Annotated in this window: 20 protein-coding genes; 12 read left to right on the top strand and 8 right to left on the bottom strand. The window is 65.9% G+C overall.

The annotated features are described in order from the left end of the window. Window positions 1–57 precede the first annotated feature (57 nt). The 5 genes from AB3G31_RS19205 to AB3G31_RS19185 all read left to right on the top strand — a co-directional run bounded on the left by AB3G31_RS19205 (window position 58) and on the right by AB3G31_RS19185 (window position 5065). The gene (locus tag AB3G31_RS19205; RefSeq protein WP_367847661.1) at window positions 58–978 is read left to right on the top strand and encodes an ABC transporter permease; all 921 of its coding nucleotides are present in this window, start codon (window positions 58–60) and stop codon (window positions 976–978) included. Between the two features lie 330 nt (window positions 979–1308). Further along, window positions 1309–1998, top strand: coding sequence for a cysteine hydrolase family protein (locus tag AB3G31_RS19200; protein ID WP_367847660.1), 690 nt, complete (start codon window positions 1309–1311; stop codon window positions 1996–1998). A 13-nt stretch (window positions 1999–2011) separates the two neighbouring features. Beyond that, on the top strand, window positions 2012–3625 hold the full coding sequence (locus tag AB3G31_RS19195) for an ABC transporter ATP-binding protein (RefSeq protein ID WP_367847659.1): 1614 nt from the start codon (window positions 2012–2014) through the stop codon (window positions 3623–3625). Next, the gene (locus AB3G31_RS19190; protein ID WP_367847658.1) at window positions 3622–4287 is read left to right on the top strand and encodes a cysteine hydrolase family protein; all 666 of its coding nucleotides are present in this window, start codon (window positions 3622–3624) and stop codon (window positions 4285–4287) included. Before AB3G31_RS19195 ends, AB3G31_RS19190 begins: the two co-directional genes overlap by 4 nt. A 43-nt stretch (window positions 4288–4330) precedes the next feature. Continuing rightward, window positions 4331–5065: a GntR family transcriptional regulator gene (locus AB3G31_RS19185; protein ID WP_367847657.1), complete on the top strand. Its 735-nt coding sequence runs from the start codon at window positions 4331–4333 to the stop codon at window positions 5063–5065. Here AB3G31_RS19185 and AB3G31_RS19180 read toward each other — a convergent pair. After that, on the bottom strand, window positions 5062–6753 hold the full coding sequence (locus AB3G31_RS19180; RefSeq protein WP_367847656.1) for an AMP-binding protein: 1692 nt from the start codon (window positions 6751–6753) through the stop codon (window positions 5062–5064). The two genes, AB3G31_RS19185 and AB3G31_RS19180, sit on opposite strands and share 4 nt — an antisense overlap. Before the next feature lie 135 nt (window positions 6754–6888). Here AB3G31_RS19180 and AB3G31_RS19175 point away from each other — a divergent pair, with 135 nt between their 5' ends. Further along, window positions 6889–7233, top strand: coding sequence for a zinc ribbon domain-containing protein YjdM (locus AB3G31_RS19175; RefSeq protein ID WP_367847655.1), 345 nt, complete (start codon window positions 6889–6891; stop codon window positions 7231–7233). A gap of 66 nt (window positions 7234–7299) precedes the next feature. Here AB3G31_RS19175 and AB3G31_RS19170 read toward each other — a convergent pair whose 3' ends face one another. From AB3G31_RS19170 to AB3G31_RS19155, 4 genes are read right to left on the bottom strand one after another with little or no spacing between them, the layout of a single operon-like run. After that, complete coding sequence (locus AB3G31_RS19170) at window positions 7300–8226, bottom strand: dihydrodipicolinate synthase family protein (RefSeq protein WP_367847654.1); 927 nt, start codon at window positions 8224–8226, stop codon at window positions 7300–7302. Continuing rightward, the gene (locus AB3G31_RS19165) at window positions 8223–9395 is read right to left on the bottom strand and encodes an L-rhamnonate dehydratase (protein ID WP_367847653.1); all 1173 of its coding nucleotides are present in this window, start codon (window positions 9393–9395) and stop codon (window positions 8223–8225) included. The genes AB3G31_RS19170 and AB3G31_RS19165 overlap by 4 nt, the downstream gene beginning before the upstream one ends. Before the next feature lie 12 nt (window positions 9396–9407). Beyond that, window positions 9408–10424 (bottom strand): 4-hydroxythreonine-4-phosphate dehydrogenase PdxA, encoded by a 1017-nt coding sequence (locus AB3G31_RS19160; RefSeq protein WP_367847652.1) that lies wholly within the window; start codon window positions 10422–10424, stop codon window positions 9408–9410. An 8-nt stretch (window positions 10425–10432) separates the two neighbouring features. Beyond that, entirely contained in the window at window positions 10433–11395 is a 963-nt protein-coding gene (locus AB3G31_RS19155; protein WP_367847651.1) for a Bug family tripartite tricarboxylate transporter substrate binding protein, read from the bottom strand. Window positions 11396–11492: 97 nt separating this feature from the next. Between AB3G31_RS19155 and AB3G31_RS19150 the strand changes: the two genes are divergently transcribed. Further along, the gene (locus tag AB3G31_RS19150; protein WP_367847650.1) at window positions 11493–12416 is read left to right on the top strand and encodes a LysR family transcriptional regulator; all 924 of its coding nucleotides are present in this window, start codon (window positions 11493–11495) and stop codon (window positions 12414–12416) included. Window positions 12417–12465: 49 nt separating this feature from the next. Here AB3G31_RS19150 and otnI read toward each other — a convergent pair whose 3' ends face one another. Then, entirely contained in the window at window positions 12466–13257 is a 792-nt protein-coding gene (otnI, locus tag AB3G31_RS19145) for a 2-oxo-tetronate isomerase (RefSeq protein WP_367847649.1), read from the bottom strand. A 65-nt stretch (window positions 13258–13322) separates the two neighbouring features. Then, the gene (gene phhA, locus AB3G31_RS19140; RefSeq protein WP_367847648.1) at window positions 13323–14177 is read right to left on the bottom strand and encodes a phenylalanine 4-monooxygenase; all 855 of its coding nucleotides are present in this window, start codon (window positions 14175–14177) and stop codon (window positions 13323–13325) included. Between the two features lie 99 nt (window positions 14178–14276). Here phhA and AB3G31_RS19135 point away from each other — a divergent pair, with 99 nt between their 5' ends. Next, entirely contained in the window at window positions 14277–14750 is a 474-nt protein-coding gene (locus AB3G31_RS19135; RefSeq protein ID WP_367847647.1) for an Lrp/AsnC family transcriptional regulator, read from the top strand. A gap of 13 nt (window positions 14751–14763) precedes the next feature. Here the strand turns inward: AB3G31_RS19135 and AB3G31_RS19130 are convergent, their stop codons facing one another. Continuing rightward, window positions 14764–15324: an HdeD family acid-resistance protein gene (locus AB3G31_RS19130; protein WP_367847646.1), complete on the bottom strand. Its 561-nt coding sequence runs from the start codon at window positions 15322–15324 to the stop codon at window positions 14764–14766. Window positions 15325–15542: 218 nt separating this feature from the next. Between AB3G31_RS19130 and AB3G31_RS19125 the strand changes: the two genes are divergently transcribed. The 4 genes from AB3G31_RS19125 (at window position 15543) to AB3G31_RS19110 (ending at window position 20746) form a co-directional block, all read left to right on the top strand. Continuing rightward, window positions 15543–16232 carry an N-acetyltransferase family protein gene (locus AB3G31_RS19125; RefSeq protein ID WP_367847645.1) on the top strand — a complete coding sequence of 230 codons (690 nt, stop codon included), beginning with the start codon at window positions 15543–15545 and terminating at the stop codon, window positions 16230–16232. 75 nt (window positions 16233–16307) lie between these two features. Further along, complete coding sequence (locus tag AB3G31_RS19120) at window positions 16308–17195, top strand: HlyC/CorC family transporter (protein ID WP_367847644.1); 888 nt, start codon at window positions 16308–16310, stop codon at window positions 17193–17195. Further along, window positions 17195–18739 (top strand): apolipoprotein N-acyltransferase, encoded by a 1545-nt coding sequence (gene lnt / locus AB3G31_RS19115; RefSeq protein ID WP_367847643.1) that lies wholly within the window; start codon window positions 17195–17197, stop codon window positions 18737–18739. The genes AB3G31_RS19120 and lnt overlap by 1 nt, the downstream gene beginning before the upstream one ends. 63 nt (window positions 18740–18802) lie before the next feature. Beyond that, a complete protein-coding gene (locus AB3G31_RS19110; RefSeq protein ID WP_367847642.1) occupies window positions 18803–20746 on the top strand; it encodes a sigma-54-dependent Fis family transcriptional regulator in 1944 nt (647 codons plus the stop codon). The last annotated feature ends 32 nt before the right edge of the window (window positions 20747–20778 follow it).

Raw genomic sequence — 20778 nt, 5'->3', positions numbered from 1 at the left:
TCGCGGCCCCCTCGGGGGGCAGCGAGTACATGCAATGCCGAGCGTGGGGGTAACTTTATGACTGCAGACCAATGGGTAGCCTTATTCGCCGGAATTATTGGTGGGGCCTTGCGTGTCGGTACGCCGTTCCTGTTCGTGAGCCTGGGCGAATGCCTGACCGAAAAATCCGGCCGAATCAACCTGGGGCTGGAAGGCGTTCTGGTGCTGTCGGCCATGACGGCTTTTGGCGGGGCTTACCTCACCGGTTCGCCTTGGCTGGGTGTGCTGGCCGGAGCCATGGCGGGTGCGCTGCTGGCCACCTTGCACGGCGTGCTGTGCTCACTGCCACGGGTCAACGACGTGGCCACCGGCATTGCGCTGATGCTGCTGGGCACGGGACTGGCCTTCTACCTGGGCAAGCCCTTGATCCAACCCCAGGCACCGCAGATTCCAGCCATTGCGCTGGGTGGCTGGAGCAGCTCCACCGTGGTGCAGGCGGCCTTGCAGATCAATGCGCTGCTGCCCATCGGCATCGCTCTGGCGATTGCGATGTGGTGGGCGTTTGCGCGCACCCGCTGGGGCCTGCTGGTGCGGCTGGCGGGTGACTCGGCCAATGCCACGCGGGCGCTGGGCTATTCGGTGTCGGGTATCCGTATCGCGGCCACGGCGGCGGGGGGATTCATGGCCGGTTTGGGCGGTGCGTCGCTCACCTTGTTTTACCCCGGTAGCTGGAACGAGGGCATCTCCAGCGGCCAGGGGCTGATCGCGGTGGCGCTGGTGATTTTTGCGCGCTGGAGCCCGCTGCGCTGTGTGGGCGCGGGCCTGCTGTTTGGCGGTGCGGGGGCGATTGGGCCGGCCATGCAGTCGGTGGGCATCGGCTGGGGCTACCACCTGTTCAACACCGTGCCCTATGTGCTGACCCTGGTGATTTTGGTGCTGACCTGCAAGCCTGGCAGCGTGGCGGTAGGCAGCCCGGGTGAACTGTCTTCGGTGCGCTGAGATGGCCATGTGTTATTTGATGCAACGCTGTGGGAGGCATTCGGGGTGGGCTCGCGACGATGGTGTGCTCTGCTCCGCGAATGTCCCCCGCCCGGCCTATGGCCGAGGCTCCTCCTTTATTTCGCTGCGCAGAGCACACCATCGTCGCGAGCCATCAGTGCGGTGGTGGATCGACAGGCATGGCACGGCGAGTCCTGTGTTGAGGGTATCGGGTGCCTCCTGCAGCGAAATAAAGGAGGAGGCGCAGCCGGGGGACATTCGCGGAGGGAGGTGCCCGGTGCCCTCGGCCCGTTCACTGAACAGCGTTCCGAACGCATGCGAGTACTCGGTATGACGCCTCTCTTCGTGCAAGCCAACCCCTACGCCTGGCCCTATAACGGCGACCTGCGGCCCGACAACACGGCGCTGGTCGTGATCGACATGCAGACCGACTTTTGCGGGGTCGGCGGGTATGTGGACGTGATGGGTTACGACATCGCGCTGACCCGCGCGCCTATCGCTCCGATTGCCGCCGTGCTGGCCCGGCTGCGGCCCTTGGGCTACCACATCATCCACACCCGTGAAGGGCACCGGCCCGACCTGGCGGACCTGCCCGCCAACAAGCGCTGGCGCTCGCGGCAGATTGGTGCGGGCGGTGTCGGCATTGGCGACCCCGGCCCCTGCGGGCGCATCCTGGTGCGTGGCGAACCGGGCTGGGAGATCATTCCCGAGCTGGCCCCACTGCCCGGCGAGGTGGTGATCGACAAGCCCGGTAAAGGCTCGTTCTATGCCACCGACCTGGACATGGTGCTACGCCTGCGCGGCGTGCAGAACCTCATCCTGGCGGGCATCACCACCGACGTGTGCGTGCACACCACCATGCGCGATGCCAACGACCGGGGCTACGAGTGCCTGCTGCTGTCCGACTGCACGGCGGCCACCGACCCCGCCAACCACCAGGCCGCGCTGAACATGGTGACCATGCAGGGCGGCGTGTTCGGTGCACACGCCACGTCCGCCGCGCTGCTGGCCGCCGTCTAACCCAAGGAACCCCATGGCACCCGAATCCACCCCGATTGGCGCGCTCCCCGCAGGCACCGGCGCGCTGGCGTTAGACACCTATTTGCTGACCAAGCGCTTCGGCAGCTTTACCGCCATGGACGGCGTCACCATGCGGGTCGAGCCCGGCACGGTGCACGCCCTGCTGGGCGAAAACGGCGCGGGCAAAAGCACCCTGGTGAAATGCGTGGCGGGCTTCCAGCGCGCGGAAGAGGGCAGCATCCTGATCGACGGGCGCGAGCAGGACATTGCCAACCCCATCGTGGCCCGCAGCCTCGGCATCGGCATGGTCTACCAGCACTTCACGCTGGCGCCGGGCATGACCGTGGCCGAGAACCTGCTGCTGGCGGGAGGCACCCTGCCTGCGGTGATCGACTGGACCGCCAAGCGCGCCGAGCTCAAGGCCTTTCTGGCCACCACCCCGTTCAGCCTGGACCTGGATGCCCGCCCCGCCGAGCTGGCGGCGGGCGAAAAACAAAAGCTGGAGTTGTTGAAGCAGCTGTACCTGAAGCCGCGCCTGCTGATCCTGGACGAGCCCACCTCGGTGCTCACCCCGCAAGAGGCCGATGAGGTGTTGGGCCACGTGCGCGCCTTCGCCCAGAGCGGCCAGTGCAGTGTGCTCATCATCACCCACAAGTTCCGTGAGGTGCTGGCCTACGCCGACGGCGTGACCGTGCTGCGCCGGGGCAAGGCGGTGCACCACGACCGGGTGGCGGGCGCTGCGCCGCAGGCACTCACCCGCACCCTGGCCCAGGCCATGATGGGCGAGAGTTCAGAGCCAAATACGGCCCTAACGCCCATGGATAAAGCACGAAAAGCTATAAAAACAGTAGCTGACGATGCCCCCGTAGCCCTACTGGTAGACCAGCTGCAAGCCCAGGGCGATCGCGGCACTTTGGCGCTGCACGGCCTGAGCCTGCAGGTGCGCAAGGGCGAGGTCCTGGGCGTGGCCGGGGTCTCGGGCAACGGCCAGCGCGAGCTGGTGGAAGCGCTGGTGGGCCAGCGCGCGCGCCTGGGCGGCACGGTGCAGGTGATGGGCGAGCCCTACGCCGCCCGCCGTGCCGACAACCGCCGCCTCAAGGTGCGCAGCCTGCCCGAAGAGCCCTTGCGTAACGCCTGCGTGGGGGATTTGTCGGTAGCCGAGAACATGGCGCTGCGCGACTTCGACCAGCCGCCGCTGAACCTGGGCGGCCTGCTGCGCTTTGCCACCTGGCGCAAACGGGCGCGCGACTGGATCCAGGAGTACGGTGTGAAGACGCGGGGCGAGGGCGCGCCCATCCGCAGCCTGTCGGGCGGCAACGTGCAGCGCGCCGTGCTGGCCCGCGAGCTGGCGGGCGAGATCAATGTGCTGATTGCCGCCAACCCGGTGTTCGGCCTGGACTTTGCCGCCGTGGCCGAAATCCACAGCCGCATCCTGGGCGTGCGCGACCGCGGCGGCGCGGTGCTGCTGATCAGCGAAGACCTGGACGAGCTGCTGGAGCTGGCCGACCGCATCGTGGTCATGAGCGAAGGCCGCATCGTGTTTGAAACCCCCGCCGCCACCGCCGAGCGCCACGTGTTGGGCGCACACATGGGCGGCGGCCATGACCACCACCAGGAGGCTGCATGAATATCCCCGCACTGCCGTTCGATTACCCGCTGGACGTTTCCCGCGCCGCCCTGGTCATCATCGACATGCAGCGCGACTTCATCGAGCCCGGTGGCTTCGGGGCCACCCTGGGCAACAACGTAGCCCTGCTGGAGGCCATCGTGCCCGCCTGCCAGGCCATGCTGGCCGCCTGGCGCGCCGCGGGCGGCCTGGTGGTGCACACCCGCGAGGCGCACCGGCCCGACCTGTCCGACTGCCCCCCGGCCAAATTGAACCGGGGCAACCCGGCGCTGCGCATCGGTGATATGGGCGCGATGGGCCGCATTCTGGTAGCGGGCGAGCCGGGCAACCAGATCATCCCGGCGCTGGCTCCGATAGACGGCGAAATCGCCATCGACAAGCCCGGCAAGGGCGCGTTCTACGCCACCGGCCTGCACGAGATGCTGCAACAGCGCGGCATCGGGCAGCTGTTGTTCATGGGCGTGACCACCGAGGTCTGCGTGCAGACCAGCATGCGCGAGGCCAACGACCGGGGTTACGACGGTCTGTTGCTGGAAGACTGCACCGAAAGCTACTTCCCGCAGTTCAAGGCCGCCACGCTGGAGATGGTGCGTGCCCAGGGCGGCATCGTCGGCTGGACGGCCCCCAGCTCGGCGGTATTGCGGGCATTGGCAGGTCCGTGACGGCCAGTGCGCTGCAACTGCTAAAGTTTGCCTGGTGCACTCCTTGACTCCCACCCCCATTCCCCCCGCAGAACCCACCGTATACCGCTCGCGCGCCGACGAGGTCTATGCCCAGCTCAAGCGCGACGTAGGCGAATTCACCCTGGTCCCCGGCGACCGATTCACCGAAAACGAGATCAGCGAGCGCCTGGGCGTATCGCGCACCCCCGTGCGGCAGGCGCTGATCCGGCTGCAGCAAGAGGGCTACGTGGAAGTGCTGTTTCGCAGCGGCTGGCGCGTGCTGCCGTTCAACTTCGAGCAGTTCGAGCAGCTTTACGACCTGCGCATGGTGCTGGAAACCACCGCCGCCCACCGCCTGTGCGAAGGCGGCGCGGGCGCCGGGGCACCGCACATCCAGATCAACCATGCCTTGCTGGACGAGCTGGTGGCCATCTGGCTGGTGCCGGTGGCCCAGCGCAGCACCGACGGCATTGCCGTGGCCCGCTGGGACGAAGAATTCCACTGCGCCCTGGTGCGCGCCGCAGGCAACACCGAGATGGCCCGGGTGCACAGCGACGTGACGGAGCGCATCCGCATCATCCGTCGCCTGGACTTCACCAAGCAGGCGCGCATCACTGCCACGTATGAGGAGCACGCCAAGATCCTCAAGGCCATCCGCAGCCACCGCGGCGACCAGGCCGCCATGCTGCTGCGCGCCCACATCCAGAGCAGCCAGGCCGAGGTGCGCAAGATCACCCTGCACCAGGTGCACGTGGCGCGGCAGGCGGCTGCTGCTTAGGTTGTACTAGGGGTGCGCAGTTCGCGGCGCAGGATTTTGCCCACATTGGACTTGGGCAAATCTTTGCGGAACTCGATGAACTTGGGCATTTTGTAGCCGGTGAGGTTCTGCTTGCAGAACTGCAGCACGTCGGCTTCGGTCAGGGCCGGGTCGTTCTTGACGATGAACACCTTGATGGCCTCGCCCTGCTTTTCGTCGGGCACGCCGATGGCCGCGCACTCCACCACGCCGGGGCAGAGCGAGATCACGTTTTCCAGCTCGTTGGGGAACACGTTGAAGCCGCTGACCAAAATCATGTCTTTCTTGCGGTCCACGATGCGGGTGTAACCGCGCTCGTCCATGATGCCAATGTCGCCGGTGCGCAGGTAGCCGTCGGCGGTGAAGGCGCGGGCGTTTTCCTCGGGCTGTTGGTAGTAGCCGGTGGTGACGTTGGGGCCCTTGATGCAGATTTCGCCCGCGGCGCCCAGCGGCAGGTCGTTGCCGTCGTCGTCCTTGATGGTGAGGTCGATGCTGGGCAGGGGCAGGCCGATGGTGCCGGTGAAGCTCTTGCTCAGCACCGGGTTGTTGGTGCCCACGGCGCAGGTTTCGCTCATGCCCCAGCCTTCCACCATGGGGCTGCCGGTGACATCCAGCCAGCGCTGGGCCGTGCCCTCGGATGCGGCCATGCCGCCCGCCTGGGTGACGCACAGGTGGGAGAAGTCGATGGTCTTGAACGTGGGTTGCAGCAGCAAGGCGTTGAACAAGGTGTTGACGGCGGGCAGGATGTGGAAGGGCCGTTTTTTCAGCATGCCGATGAAGGCTTTGAAGTCGCGCGGGTTGGGCACCAGGGTGATGTGGGCGCCCAGGCGTACGCACATCAGGCAGGTGGTCAGGGCGTAGATGTGGTACAGCGGCAGGGCGGCCACCATGTTGACGTTGCGGGCGGACCCCACCCGCGCCAGCGCAGGGGTGAACCAGGCCTCGGTCTGCAGCGCGGCGGCCACGATGTTGCGGTGGGTCAGCACCGCGCCCTTGGACAGCCCGGTGGTGCCGCCGGTGTATTGCAAGAAGGCAATCGAATCCATGGTGCACCGGTGCGGCTGCAGCGCGCGGCCCCGGCCATCGGCCAGCGCCTGGTTGAAGGCCGTGACGCGCAAGGTGCCGTTGCGTGGCAACTGGAAGGCAGGCACCAGCTTCTTGACCCGGCGCACCATGAAATTGACCACCCGGCCATACACCGCGCCCAGCAGGTCGCCCATGTGGGCCATCACCACGTGCTGCACCAGGGTGCGGCCCACCACCTCTTGCAGCGTGCGGGCAAAGTTCTCCAGGATCACGATGGCGGTGGCCCCCGAGTCCTTGAGCTGGTGCTCCAGCTCGCGCGGGGTGTACAGGGGGTTGACGTTGACGCAGGTGTACCCGGCGCGCAGCACGGCGGCCATGGTGACGGCAAACTGTGGAATATTCGGCAGCATGATGGCCACCCGTGCACCGGGCTTGAGCCCCTGGGCCTGCAGCCACGCGCCCAGCGCGCCCGACAGGTGGTCCAGCTCGCGGTACGACATCCAGCGCTCCATGCACACCGAAAAGGGGTTGTCGGCGTGCTTGGTGAACGACTCGTCCAGCAGTTGGGTCAGCGAGCTGTAGGGGGTGACGTCGATTTCATGCGCCACGTCGGCGGGGTAACTCTTCAACCAGACCTTGTCCATGGAGGCTCCTTGTAGGAGCGATTCTGGGTGGCAGCCGGGCTGGGGCGTTACCGGGCAAGTCCCTAGATTTGGTCGCTTGGGAGACAGCGGGTCGCGGGTATGCCAGACAATACCTGTCCTACCCAAAGAGCCACCATGTCCACTATTGCCCCTGCCTGCCCCCAATGCACCCTGACCAACACCTACCCCGACGGGGCCCATTTTGTGTGTGCCGACTGCGGCCATGAATGGCCCCAGGATGCTGCCATCGATGTGGAAGATGATGCCGAACCGCAGGTGAAGGATGCCAACGGCAACCTGCTGGCCAACGGCGATGCCGTGGTGCTGATCAAGGATTTGAAGGTCAAAGGCTCATCTACCGTGCTCAAGGTGGGCACCAAGGTAAAAAGTATCCGCCTGGTTGGCGGCGACCACGAGGTGGACTGCAAGATGGACGCAGGCAGCTTCATGCTGAAGGCCTGCTTTTTGAAGAAGGTTTGAGTCTTTTCGGCTGCTAGCGCTTATGGAATGGGCGTAAGAAGCTATTGATTCAATAGCATTTTTTGTTTATCGGCCCCAGCGCAGCACCAGCGGATCGAGCCGCCGGGCGGTTTCGATCAGCCCCTTGCGCACCTCGGGGTGCATGTCGGGAAACGGGTGGCGTGGTGCGGCGCAGGCGATCACGCCGCCCTCGGCCATCAGTTCCTTGGCCGTCAGGATGCCGCCCTGGCGGTTCTCGTAGTTGATCAGCGGCAGCCAGCGGGTGTAGGCGGCCACGGCGTCGCCACGGCGGCCTGCGGTGTAGGCATCCATGATCTGGCGGATGCCGTCGGGGTAAGCCCCGCCGGTCATCGCGCCGGTGGCCCCCGCGTCCAGGTCGGGCAGCAGGGTGATGGCTTCTTCGCCGTCCCACGGGCCTTCGATGGCATTGCCGCCCAGGCGGATCAGCTCGCGCAGCTTGCTGGCTGCCCCGGCGGTTTCGATCTTGAAGTAGCTTAAATGTTCGATGTCTTGCGCCATGCGCGCCAGAAAGGCGGCAGACAACACCGTGCCGCTGGCCGGTGCGTCCTGGAGCATGATGGGGATGCGGATTGCGTCCGACAGCCGGGCGTAGAACTCGTAGATCTGCACCTCGGGCACGCGGAACGTGGCCCCGTGGTAGGGCGGCATCACCATCACCATGGCGGCACCCCGGGCCTGGGCGCGCTGGCTGCGGGCAATGCACACATCGGTGCTGAAATGCGTGGTGGTGACGATCACCGGCACCCGGCCATCCACATGCTCCAGCGCGGTGCGCGTCAGCACTTCGCGCTCCTCGTCCGACAGCAAAAACTGCTCGGAAAAATTCGCCAGGATACAGATGCCGTGCGAGCCCGCGTCCACCATGAAGTCGATGCAGCGCTTCTGGCCGGGCAGGTCCAGCGTGCCATCGGGGTGGAAGATGGTGGGCGCGACCGGGAAGACGCCCCGGTAGCGGGCCGGCAGGGCGCTCATTCGGTGACCACGAACTGGTCGAGGAACTCGGTGTTCAGGGTCAGGCCCAGGCCTGGCGTGTTGTCGTCGAGCTGCACAAAGCCGTTCTCCGCCACCGGCTCGCCTTTGAAGATGTAATAGAACAGCTCGTTGCCGACTTCCACGTCGAACATCGGAAAGTACTCGCTCATGGGGCTGGCGATGGTGCTCATGGTCAGGTGGTAGTTGTGCATCTGGCCAGCGTGCGGAATGACCGGCACGCTGTAGGCCTCGCACAGGGCGTTGATCTTGTGCGCGGCGGTGATGCCGCCCACGCGATTCGTGTCGTACTGCACCACGCTCACGGCTTTTTTGTCCAGCAGCTGCTTGAAGCCGTAGAGGCTGAACTCGTGCTCGCCGCCGCTGATGGGGATGATGTTCATGGCGTTGAGTTCGGCGTAGCCGTCGATGTCGTCGGCAATCACCGGCTCCTCCAGCCAGCGCGGTTCGAACTTCGCCAGTTTGGGCAGCATGCGCTTGGCGTATTCCAGGTTCCAGCCCATGTAGCACTCCAGCATCAGGTCGTTGTCATAGCCAATCACTTCGCGGATGGCGGCTACCGATTTCAGGTTCTCGGCCACACCGTGTTGCAGGTGCGCCGGGCCGTAGCCAAAGCGCATCTTGAAGGCGGTGAAACCCTGGTCCTTGAAAGTCTGGGCTTCCTTTTGCATCTCCGCCAGACCGGTGCGGTACAGCTTGCTGTAGTAGCAGGGGATCTTCTCCTTGGTGCGGCCACCCAGCAGCTTGAAGACCGGCTTGTTGACCGACTTGCCCAGGATGTCCCAGATGGCCAGGTCGATGGCCGAGATCGCGCCCATGGTCACGCCCTTGCGGCCCCAGGCGTGGGTGGCGCGGTACATGCGCTGCCACAGGTATTCATAGTCCCAGGGGTCCTGGCCAAGCACCAGCGGCGTGAGGTATTCGTCGATGATTGCCTTGGCGATCTTGGGGGCCAGGGCCACGTTGCCCAGGCCGACGATGCCGCTGTCGGTTTCAATCTCCACCACCGTCCAGGAATGGAAGCGGAAAGTGCTCATGCTTTCGGTTTTGGAGTAAACCAGGTCCATGGCGTTGGAGCAGAAGTTGCCTTGCGGGGGCACGGTCTTGCCCTTCCATTCGAAGACGCGGGCGCGGACGGCGGTGATTTTCATGTTGCTGCTCTTTCAGTTCTTTGGGGATGCCAGGCCCATGCGGGCGGCGATGCGCAAGGCGTTGTAGGTGGCGTTGACATCGGCTTGGCCGAGCCCGGCGATGTCGTAGGCCGTGCCGTGGGCGGGCGTGGTGATGGGCACGGGCAGGCCGCCCTGCACCGTCACGCCCTTGCTGAAACCCATCAGCTTGATGGCGATCTGGCCCTGGTCGTGGTACATGGTGACGATCGCTTGGTATTCGCCGTCGCGGGCTTTGAGGAAGATGGTGTCGGCGGGAAAGGGCCCTTCCACCGCGATGCCCTGCGCCTGCAGTGCGGCCACGGCCGGGATGATGGTGTCGATCTCTTCGCGCCCGCAGGTGCCGCCGTCGCCGCCGTGCGGGTTGAACGCCGCCACCGCCACTTTGGGCGCAGCAATGCCGCTGGCCTGCAGCGAGCGGTAGATCAGGGCGGCAGCCTGCTGGATGCGCTCTTGCGTCAGGTAGCTGGCGGCATCTTTCAGCGGGATGTGCGAGGACACCCGCGAGGTCCACAAATCGCCCAGGGTGTTGAACTCGCAAAAGTAGGTTTTTACGCCCAGGTACTCGGCAAAGTGGTGCAGCTCGTCCTCATGGCGCAGGCCGCCTTGCTTCATGGCGAACTTGTTCAGCGGGGCAAAGCAGATGGCGTCCACCTCGCCGCGCTGGGTGGCGTCCATGCAGGCATTCAGTACCTGCAGCACCGACGCTCCGCCCACGGCCTGGGCCTGGCCGCGCTGCACCTGCGCGGCGGCCACAGTGTCCATCGGCAGCCAGGCGGGCAGGGAGGTGTCGGTGCGGGCGCGCACTGCGGCAAAGCTTTGCACCGGCTGGGTGGCGACCTCTAGGCCTGCAATCTTCTGGCCGTCGGCCCACAGCCAGGCATCGCCCACCAGCACGATGTTGGCGTGGGTGGTGGCATCGGTCTGGCCCAGCAGGCGGGCGATCAGCTCTGGGCCGATGCCCGCGGGGTCGCCCAGGGTGAGGGCCACCACAGGTTTTGTGTGTTGCATGGTTTCGCTCAGTCGAGTTTGATGTTTTTGCGCTTGATGAGGTCGCCGAAGCGCTGGTATTCGGCGTTGTGGAATTCCTGGAACCTGGCCTGCGCCATGGGCGTGACCTCTGCGCCGATACCGTCGAGCCGGGCCAGGGTTTCGGGCATGGCCAGCACCTTGTTGACCTCGGCCAGCACCCGTTCCTGCACCGCCTTGGGCGTGCTGGAGGGCATGTAGATGCCATACCAGGCGCTCATTTCCACACCCTTGACACCCGCTTCGGCCAGGGTGGGCACGTCGGGCAGTTGGCTGTTGCGTTTGGGCGCGGCCACGGCCAGCGCCTTGATCTTGCCCGCCTTGATTTGGCCGATCACCGAGGGCAGGGTGTCAAAGCTCATCTGCACCTGGCCACCGATCAGGTCGATCATGGCCGGGCCGCTGCCCCGGTAGGGGATGTGGGTGATGAACACCCCCGCCGCTTCCTTGAACAGTTCGGCCGCAATGTGCTGCGTGCTGCCCGATCCGCTGGTGGCGTAGTTCATCTGGCCGGGTTTGGCCTTGGCCATCTTGACCAGCGACTGCACGTCGGTGAGCCCCAGCCCGGTGTTGACCACCAGCACATTCGGCACCGAGCCCACAAAGGCCACCGGCACCAGGTCCTTATTGCTGTCGTAGTTGAGCTTGAGCAAATGGGGCGCAATCGCCTGGGCGGTGGACACGCCCATCAGCAAGGTGTGGCCATCGGTGGATTTGGCGGCCACATCGGCGGCCAGGGTGTTGGAGGCACCGGGTTTGTTCTCCACCACCACCGGTTGCTTCAGCAGCGGGCCCAGCCGGTCGGCCACGGCGCGGGCCATGGCATCGGTGCCGCCGCCGGGGGCCGAGCCGACCAGAATTTTGACCGGCTTGCTGGGCCATTCCTGGGCCTGGGTGGCAAAGCTGGTGCAGGCCAGGACGGTGGCGGTGGCCAGCCAAAAGGGGGTGCGCATAGGGGGCTCCAATTCGTTGTATGGGCTGGATCTTAGGAAGCCAATTGATTCCCGTATAGTGAAAGTATTTGATGTATTGATTGCCTGGGGTTATCAAATGACAACGACGACAGACACCACCGCCCAGCTGCTGAACCGCCTGCGCATGCGCCAGGTGGCCCTGTTGCTGGCGATTGACGCGCACCGCACCCTGCACGCGGCCGCGCAGCAGCTGGGCATGACCCAGCCCGCGGCCACCAAGATGCTGCACGAGCTGGAGGACGCGCTGGGCCAGCCGCTGTTTGACCGGGTGGGGCGCGGCCTGCAGCTGAACCCGGCGGGGCAGGCGGTGATGAACACCTTTCGCGGCATGCGCGGCACCATGGAGGCCCTGAACCGCGAGCTGCAGGAGCTGCGCCTGGGCGGCGCGGGCAAGCTGTTCATCGGCAGCATCATGGCGGCGTCGCCGGTGCTGCTGACCGACAGCCTGATCCGTCTGAAACAGGAGTACCCGCTGCTGGCCATCGAGATTGCGGTGGACACCAGCGACCGCCTGGTGGAGCAGATGCGCGAGGGCGCGCTGGACGTGGTGATTGGCCGCATGCTGGGCCCGGCGCGGCAGAACCACCAGTTCCGCCCCATCGGCGAGGAGCCGCTGTCGGTGGTGGTGGCGGTGGACCACCCGCTGGCGGGCCAGGCCCAGGTGTCGTTTGAGGACATGCTGCAATTTCCATGGATCTTGCAGCCCCATGGCAGCCCCATGCGCGAGGTGCTGGAGCAGGAGTTCCGCGACCACCATGCGGGCCTGCACCGCGGGCTGATCGAAACCTCGTCCATCCTCACCACCACCAACCTGATCTTCAAGACCCAGATGATCGCGGTGATCCCCGAGTCCAGCGCCAGCCGCTACCAGACCCACGGCCTGCTGAAGATCCTGCCCTACACCATCAAGCACAAGCTGGCCGCCTACGGCAGCATCGTGCGCAGCGACCGACCGGTGGGCGTGGCGACGGCCCGGTTCCTGGAATTGCTGCATGCCTGAGGATTTAAGTCTTTTATGCCCCTAGCGCCCATTCCATCAGCGTGAGCAGCTACTTATTTTGTAGTGCCTGGCGCATCCAGCCCAGCCCTTCCGAGGTACCGCGCCGGGGCCGGTACTCGCAGGCTACGGAGCCGGTGTAGCCCAGGCTGTCGAGCAGGGCGAACAGGTAGGGGTAGTGCACTTCGCCCGCGTCCGGCTCGTGCCGATCGGGCACCCCGGCGATCTGGATGTGGCCGACCCGGCCCGTGGGCAGGTACTGGCGCAGCCGCGTGGCCAGGTCGCCTTCCATGATCTGGCAGTGGTACAGGTCCATCTGCACCTGCAGGTTCGGCGCGCCCACGGCCTGCACCAGGCTGTGCGCCTGGGCCTGGTGGTTCAGGTAGTAGCCGGGCATGTCGCGGGTGTTGATGGGCTCGATCAGCACCGCCTTGCCCGCGGCGGCGGCCTGCTCGGCGGCCCAGGCCAGATTGGCCTCCAGCACCGGGCGCAGGCTGTCACGGCTCTGGCCCGCAGGCACTATGCCAGCCATCACGTGGATGCGCGGGCAGTCCAGCGCGTGGGCGTAGTCCAGGGCCTGGGCAAAGAGCTGGCGAAATCCGGCCTCGCGCCCCGGCAGGCAGGCCAGGCCGCGCTCGCCCGCATCCCAGTCGCCGGGCGGGGCGTTGATCAGCACCTGCTGCAGGCCATGCGCGCGCAGTTGCGCGGCCAGATCGGTGGCGGCATAGGCGTAGGGGAACAGGATTTCGACGGCGCTGAAGCCATCCGCAGCGGCGGCGGCAAAACGGTCCAGAAAGTCATGCTCCTGGTAGAGCATTGTCAGGTTGGCGGCAAAGTGGGGCATGCCGCCATTTTGCAAGCTTTTCAGGCCGCTGGCGCTTATTCCATCAGCGTGAGAAGCTCATGAATTCATAGCACGCGGTCGCTGGCCAGCCGGGCATCTGCCGCCAGCTCGCCCAGGGTCTGCACCTGCGCATACAGCGGCGTGAAGTCGGGGGCGGTCATGTCGAACAGCTGCTGGAAGCTGTCGATCACGAAGTAGGTCTGCTGGTAGCTGTCGATCTTGTAGCGGGTGCGCATGCAGCGGGTCACGTCCAGGGCAATGCGCTGTGGCTCCGGGCTGCGCACGCTGTGCTGCAACTCGCCGGACGAGCTGAGGATGCCCGCGCCGTAGGCCCGCAGCCCGTTGGCCTGGCGCACCAGGCCGAACTCGATGGTGTACCAGTACAGGCGCGACAGCAGCTCGCAGGCACCCAGGCGGTGCGCTTTCAGGCCGCCCGCGCCGTAGGCCTGCATATGCTCGGCAAACACCGGGTTGAACAGCAGCGGCACGTGGCCAAACAGGTCGTGGAACACGTCGGGTTCGACGATGTAGTCGTACTCGGCGGGCGTGCGGATCCAGTCGGTCACCGGGAACTTGCGGTTCGCCAGCAGGGTGAAAAACGGCACCTCGGGGATCAGCCCGGGCACGGCCACCACCTCCCAGCCGGTGGCCGGGTAGAGCTTGTCGTTGATCTCCTCGAAGCGCGGAATCCGGTCTTTCACGCCCAGCGAGGGCAGGGCGGCGATGAATTCGTCGCAGGCCAGGCCCGGCAGCAGGGCCGACTGGCGCTCGAACAGGCGGCGGTAGGTGTCGTGGTCCTGGGGCGTGTAGGCCGTGTAGTTTTGCGGGCAGGTGTAGTCGGCCAGCACCAGGCCGTCGCGGGTGTAGTCGCCTCGGGGTGGTCGGTCGCTGCTACCGTAGACGGCGGGTTCTGTGGCCATGGCGGGTCTCCTTTGTTCACCGTGCACTGTAGACCGCAGGCGATTTAGCTTTACTGCATGTTTGGACATTCTGCGCAGGAAAGCTGCAAAATCCAATCCATGCAAACACTCGACAAGATTGACCGCCTGATTTTGCGCAGCCTGCAAGCCGACGGACGGGCCACCTACGACCAGCTTTCAGAGCAGGTGAGCCTGTCGCCCAGCGCGGTGCTGCGGCGCGTCAAGCGGCTGGAAGACACGGGGGTGATCGACCGCTACGTGGCCCTGGTCAAGCCCGAGGCCGTGGGCCTGGGGCTCACCGCCTACCTCAACGTGCGGCTGGAAAAGCACACCGAAACCCACAAGCGCAACCCCATGGACGTGTTCCGTGCCAGCGTGCAGACCTGGCCCGAGGTGGTGGAATGCGCGTCGCTGACCGGCGAGATGGACTACCTGCTGCGCGTGGTGGTGCAGGATATGGCGGCCTACTCGCGCTTCATCATGGACACGCTGCTCAAGCACCCCAGCGTGGAGGACTGCAAAACCAGCTTTGTGCTCGACCACGTCAAGGCCACCACGGCCTTGCCGGTCTAAGAGACTTGACGATTCAGGCCACGTACGCCGCGTTGCGCAACCGCAGGCCAAAGGCGATGACCAGCACGCCAAAGCTGACAGAAAAGCCGATGATCAGCCAGTCGATGGCCTTGGTGAATTCACTGGGGATGATCAGCAGCAGCACGCCGAACAGCACCGCCAGCGCACCCGACAAAATCAGGCTCCACTCGCCCTTGATGGACTGGCGCATGCGCAGCGCCGCCACAATCTGGAACCCGCCCATGGCCAGCGACCACAGGGCCACCAGCGACGGCAGACCCATGGTTTTGCCCGGCAAGGCAAAGATGAACCACCCGGCCAGCATGCCGACCAGCCCCACCACCGCCAGCGACCACCAGGGACGGTTTTTTTCGCGGATCTGGTAGGCCGTGAGCAGGGCCAGAAAGCCGTCGGCCACCACATAGCCGCCCCAAATCGGGGCCAGGGCTTCGAACTCGCGGTTGGATACCAGCAAAGCCAGCCCGCCAAAAACAATCGCCACCAGCCCGCGAAATACCACCCAGCCCCATTGGCGGCCCATCTGGGTCAAAAAATAATCGGTGTGTATGCGCATCTTGCACCCCCTGTCTGTGAAAAATTACCGTAATCGCTATTTACCTTGGAACTGAATGCAAAGTTTATGCCGTCCTGGCGGTGCGTGCAGGGGAAATTGTTGTTTTTCCACCGGTTAAAACGGCACTATTTGGCGCGGAGGCGGGGGGTGGGCGCTAGTCCACAAACCCAGCAGGGGCGGGGGCTGGTGTTTTAAGGGAAAACCCGTATATTCCAGGGATGTCAGATTTTCAAAAACCGTCTCCTGCACCCCTGGCCCTGGTCGTTCCCCATGCGGCCACGCCCGTTTTGGTGCCCATTCGCTCCCTGGGCGAAGGCCACCGCGAGCGCATTGCTGCCCACCTGCTGGCGCTGGACCCCCGCGACCGCTACCTTCGGTTTGGTTACAGCGCCGCCGACCGCAATATCCGGGAGTACGTGGACAGCCTCAATTTTGCGAAAGACGACATCTTTGGCATCTACAACCGCAAGCTGGAACTGATTGCCATGGCACACCTGGCGTACTCGGTGAATCCGCAGTTCAAGTCCTGCGCCGAATTTGGCGTGTCGGTGCGGCCCACCGCCCGGGGCCGGGGCTATGGCGCGCGGCTGTTCGACCGTGCCACCGTGCATGCCCGCAACGAAGGGGTCGAGCTGCTGTTTGTCCATGCCCTGAGCGAAAACACCGCCATGCTCAAGATTGCCCGCAAAGCCGGGGCCACGGTGGAGCGTGAGGGCTCCGAAGCCGAGGCCTTCCTGCGCCTGCCGCCCGCCACGCTGGACAGCCGTGTCACCGCCATGGTGGCCGAGCAGATCGCCCAGACCGACTACCAGTTCAAGACCCAGGCGAAAAACTTCTGGGACCTGCTCAGTGGCCTGCAAAGCGTGCGCCGGGGTGTGCGCGATGCCCGGCATAAGTCGGCCGCCTGAAGTTTTCGGGTCGCCGCCATGGCGATCAGCTATCCTAGGGGCTCCTTAACAACCGCACGTCCTGCATCCAAGGCTGTGTCAGACCCTTACCCCGCGCGCTCGTCTTCATCGCTCCCTGAACGGGAAGACAAGCGTGGCTTTCTGCAAAAACTCGCCGAATTCATCCACCCCGGACCCGATTCGCGCGACGAACTCCTGGAAACCCTGTCCGAAGCCGAGGGCAACCACATCATCGGTGCCGAGTCGCGCGCCATGCTGGAGGGGGTGATCCGCATGGCCGACATGGCTGCGGGCGAAGTGATGGTGGCGGCCACGCGCATGGACCTGCTCAACATTGCCGCACCGTTCGACGAGCTGCTGCACATCGTGATCGAAACCGCCCACTCGCGCTTTCCGGTCTACGAGGGCGAAAAAGAAAACATCATCGGCATCCTGATGGCCAAGGACCTGCTCAAGCTGCAGCGGGCCCCCGAGCTGAACATCCGCGCCCTGCTGCGCCCGGCGGTGTTCGTGCCCGAAACCAAGGGCCTGAACGACCTGCTGCGCGAGTTCCGTGGCAACCGCAACCACCTGGCCATCGTGGTCGATGAGTTTGGCCGCATTGCCGGGCTGATCACCATCGAAGACGTGCTGGAGCAGATCGTCGGCGAGATCGAAGACGAGTTTGACATTGCCGAGGACGAAGGCGACATCTTCGGCCTGGCCGACCGCACCTACCGGGTCAGCGGCGACACCTCCATCGAGCGCGTCAACGAAGCCTTTGGCGTGAAGCTGGCCAGCACCGACCCCGACGACGCGTTCGACACCATCGGCGGCCTGATTGCCCACGAAATGGGCCACGTGCCCAAGCGCGGCGAACACCACGCCATGGCCGGGCTGAACTTTGTGGTGCTGCACGCCAAGGGCGGTGCGGTGCGCTGGTTCAAAGTGTCGCCGGTGGCCGATACCGACCTCACCGGTTGATGCGCGGCCTGTTCCGCAGCCCCCGCCCCACCGGGCTGGGAGGCCTCTTGCTGGCAGCAGTGTTCGGCGGCGCGCAGGCCCTGTCGATTGCCAACCCCTGGAACGGCCAGCCGCTGTGGTGGCTGCAACTGCTGTCCATGGGTGGCCTGTACTGGCTGGTGGAACGCGCCGCTTCGCCCCGGCATGCGGCCCTGCTGGGCGGGCTGTTTGCCTGGGCCTGGCTGGGCGGCACCTTCTGGTGGCTGTTCATTTCCATGCACACCTACGGCGGTTTGCCAGCCCCTTTGGCCGTGATGGCGGTGGCCGGGCTGGCCGCAGCGTTGGCTATGGTCTATGCACTGGCATGTGGGTGTTTTAAGGCCTTGGCGCCCACCAATAGGGCGTGGCGTGCTATTGTTTTTGCATTTTCCTGGTTGCTGGCCGAACTGGCACGCGGGCAGTGGCTGACCGGCTTCCCCTGGGGGGCGGGCGGCTATGCCCAGCTCGATGGGCTGGCGCTGCTGGCCCCGTACGTGGGCGTGTACGGCGTGGGCTGGGTGGCTTCGTTGGTGGCGGCGTGCGTGGTGCTGCGCCAGTGGCGGGTGCTGGCGCTGGTGGCGCTGCTGGTGGCCACGGCCGACTCGGTAGTGCAGCCGCCCAACGACCCGGCGGCCCGCCTGGCTGTCACGCTGCTGCAGGGCAATATCCCGCAGGACGAAAAGTTTGAGCTGGGTGCCGGTGTACCCGTGGCGTTGAACTGGTATGGCGAGCAGCTGGCCCAGGCCAAGACTGTGCTGGTGGTGGCCCCCGAGACCGCCCTTCCCATGCTGCCGCAGCAGCTGCCCGCAGGATACTGGCCGGGCCTGTTGCAGCGCTTTGCCAGCGGCGAACAAACCGCCCTGGTCGGCGTGCCGCTGGGCAACGCCCAAGAAGGTTACCTGAACGCCGTGGTTGGCCTGCAACCCGGCAGCCCCCAGCCTTACACCTACGCCAAGCACCACCTGGTGCCGTTTGGCGAGTTCATTCCGCCGCTGTTCAAGTGGTTCACCGAGATGATGCACATCCCGCTGGGCGACTTCAACCGCGGCGCGGTGGGCCAGCCGTCGCTGGTGGTGGCGGGCCAGCGCCTGGCGCCGAATATCTGCTACGAAGATTTGTTTGGCGAGGAGCTGGGCGCACGCTTCATCGACCCGGCGCAGGCCCCGACCATCTTTGTCAACATCAGCAACATCGGCTGGTTTGGCGACTCGCTGGCGATTGACCAGCACTTGGGCATCTCGCGCATGCGCACGCTGGAATTCGAGCGGCCCATGCTGCGCGCCACCAACACCGGCGCCACCGCCATCATCGACCACCGGGGCCGCGTGGTGCAGGCGCTACCCCGGCTGACGCGCGATGTGCTGGTGGGCGAGGTGCAGGGCCGGGGGCTGAATGCCACCAGTGGCTGGCGCATCACCCCCTACGCTTGGTGGGTGGCCCGCATGGGGCTGTGGCCGCTGTGGGGGCTGGGGCTGCTGGCGTGGGCGCTGGCGTGGATGGGCGCACGCAGGGCGCGCAGGCTATAGTGCTTCTGGCCCGCAGAGGCCCGGCTTCCACCGGCGGTGGACGGCTGCACAGGAGACAAGTCCATGCATTCTTCCCAGCAGCAGCACATCGCCCAGGTCATGCGCCTGTCCAGCGGCGGCCACGCCATGGTCGGCACCGAGGGGCACGACAGCATCATCCGCAACTCGTGGACGCGCTGCGTGCAGCAGCACCAGCTCGACCCCACCCGCATGCAGGAAGCCATCATCCTGCCGCACGCGCGGCTGCGGGAGCGGCAGGACCAGATGGAGGCGTTTTTGCAGATTGCCCGCCACGGCATGGAAACGCTCTACCAGCAGGTGGCTGGCATGGGCTATGTGGTGCTGTTGACCGACGCGCGCGGCATCACCGTGGATTTCATTGGCGACCTGCAGTACGACCAGCCCATGCGCAAAGCCGGGCTGTGCCTGGGCGCAGACTGGAGTGAGTCGGTGGCCGGTACCTGCGGTGTGGGCACCTGCATCAGCACCGGCGAAGCCCTGACCGTGCACCAGGGCGACCATTTCGATGCCACCCATATCCCGCTGACCTGCACCACCGCGCCGGTATTTGATGCGCTGGGCCAACTGACCGCCGTGCTGGACATTTCGGCGCTGCGCTCGCCCCTGCCCAAGGACAGCCAGCACCTGGCGCTGCAACTGGTGAAGGTGTATGCCCAACATGTAGAGAACGCCAGTTTTCTGCAGCGCTTTAGGCATGACTGGATCTTGCGGTTGAGTGCGGCCCCGCAGTTTCTGGATGCCAACCCCGAATACCTGCTGGCCCTGGACGCGGGCGGTCGCATCATCGGCCACAACCGGCGCGCCCAGCTGCTGCTGGAGCCGCTGCACACCGCCCCGGTGCTGGGCCAGCGCCTGGACCGCATTTTCCACCTGGATTTCAACGACCTGGGCCGCTTTGTGCAGGGCCATCCCACCGACCAGCGCGCCGTAGCGCTGGCGGGCAGTGCCCGCCTGCTTTTTTTGCTGGCCACGCCGCCGCCCACCCGCTGGCCCAGCGTGCCGCACACGCCAGCAGAGAACCCGCTGCCTGCGCCCCTGGCCCGTTTGTCGGGCGGCGACGCGGCGCTGGACCGGCAGATCGAGCGCGCCGCCCGCCTGCTGAACTCTCCCGTCAGCATGCTGCTCACCGGCGAGACCGGCACCGGCAAAGAGGTGCTGGCCAAGGCCTTGCACGCCAGCAGCGCGCGGCGCAGCCGCCCGTTTGTGGCGGTGAATTGCGCGGCGATCCCCGAGAACCTGATCGAGAGCGAGCTGTTTGGCCACCTGCCGGGTAGCTTCACTGGCGCGGGCAGCAAGGCCAAGCGCGGGCTGATCCAGGAGGCCGATGGCGGCACCCTGTTTCTGGACGAGATTGGCGACATGCCGCGGCTGCTGCAGGCGCGGCTGCTGCGCGTGCTGTCCGAGCGCGAGGTGCTGCCTATCGGTGCCACGCGGCCGGTGCCGGTGAACCTGCGCGTCATCGCCGCCACCCACTGCGACCTGGAAGTGCTGGTGCGGGAAGGGCGGTTTCGCGACGACCTGTACTACCGGTTGAACGGCGCACACATCCGCCTGCCCGCGCTGCGCGAGCGGCAGGACCTGGGCTGGATGCTGGACCATATGCTGCAAACGGCTGCCGACGGTGCCGAGGTGCCCGTGCTGGCCCCCGATGCGCGGGCCTGGCTGCTGGCCTACCGCTGGCCGGGCAATCTGCGCGAGCTGCACAACGTGGTCGAGTACGCCCGCAGCGTGTGCCGCCAGGGCCGCATCACCCTGGCCGATCTGCCCGACCGGCTGGGCGGCATGCCCGGCCCGCACACCGCGCTGGCACCCCCGGTGGGCGATGGGGATGCGGCTGCGCTGGCCCGCCAACTGCGCGCCGCGGGCTGGAACGTGACGGCCGTGGCCCGCCAGCTCCAGGTGTCGCGCATGACGGTGTATCGGCGCATGCAGCGCTGGGGCATCACCTCGCCCAACCATGGGGGTGAGGGGCCGCCGCCGGTGTGACAGCTGTCACGCAGCGGCCTGTGGCAACTGTC

This window comes from Rhodoferax sp. WC2427 (genome assembly GCF_040822085.1).
Classification (GTDB): domain Bacteria; phylum Pseudomonadota; class Gammaproteobacteria; order Burkholderiales; family Burkholderiaceae_C; genus Rhodoferax_B.
The sequence above is the reverse complement of the archived record's forward strand: the minus strand, read 5'-3'. Positions and strand labels throughout refer to the sequence as shown.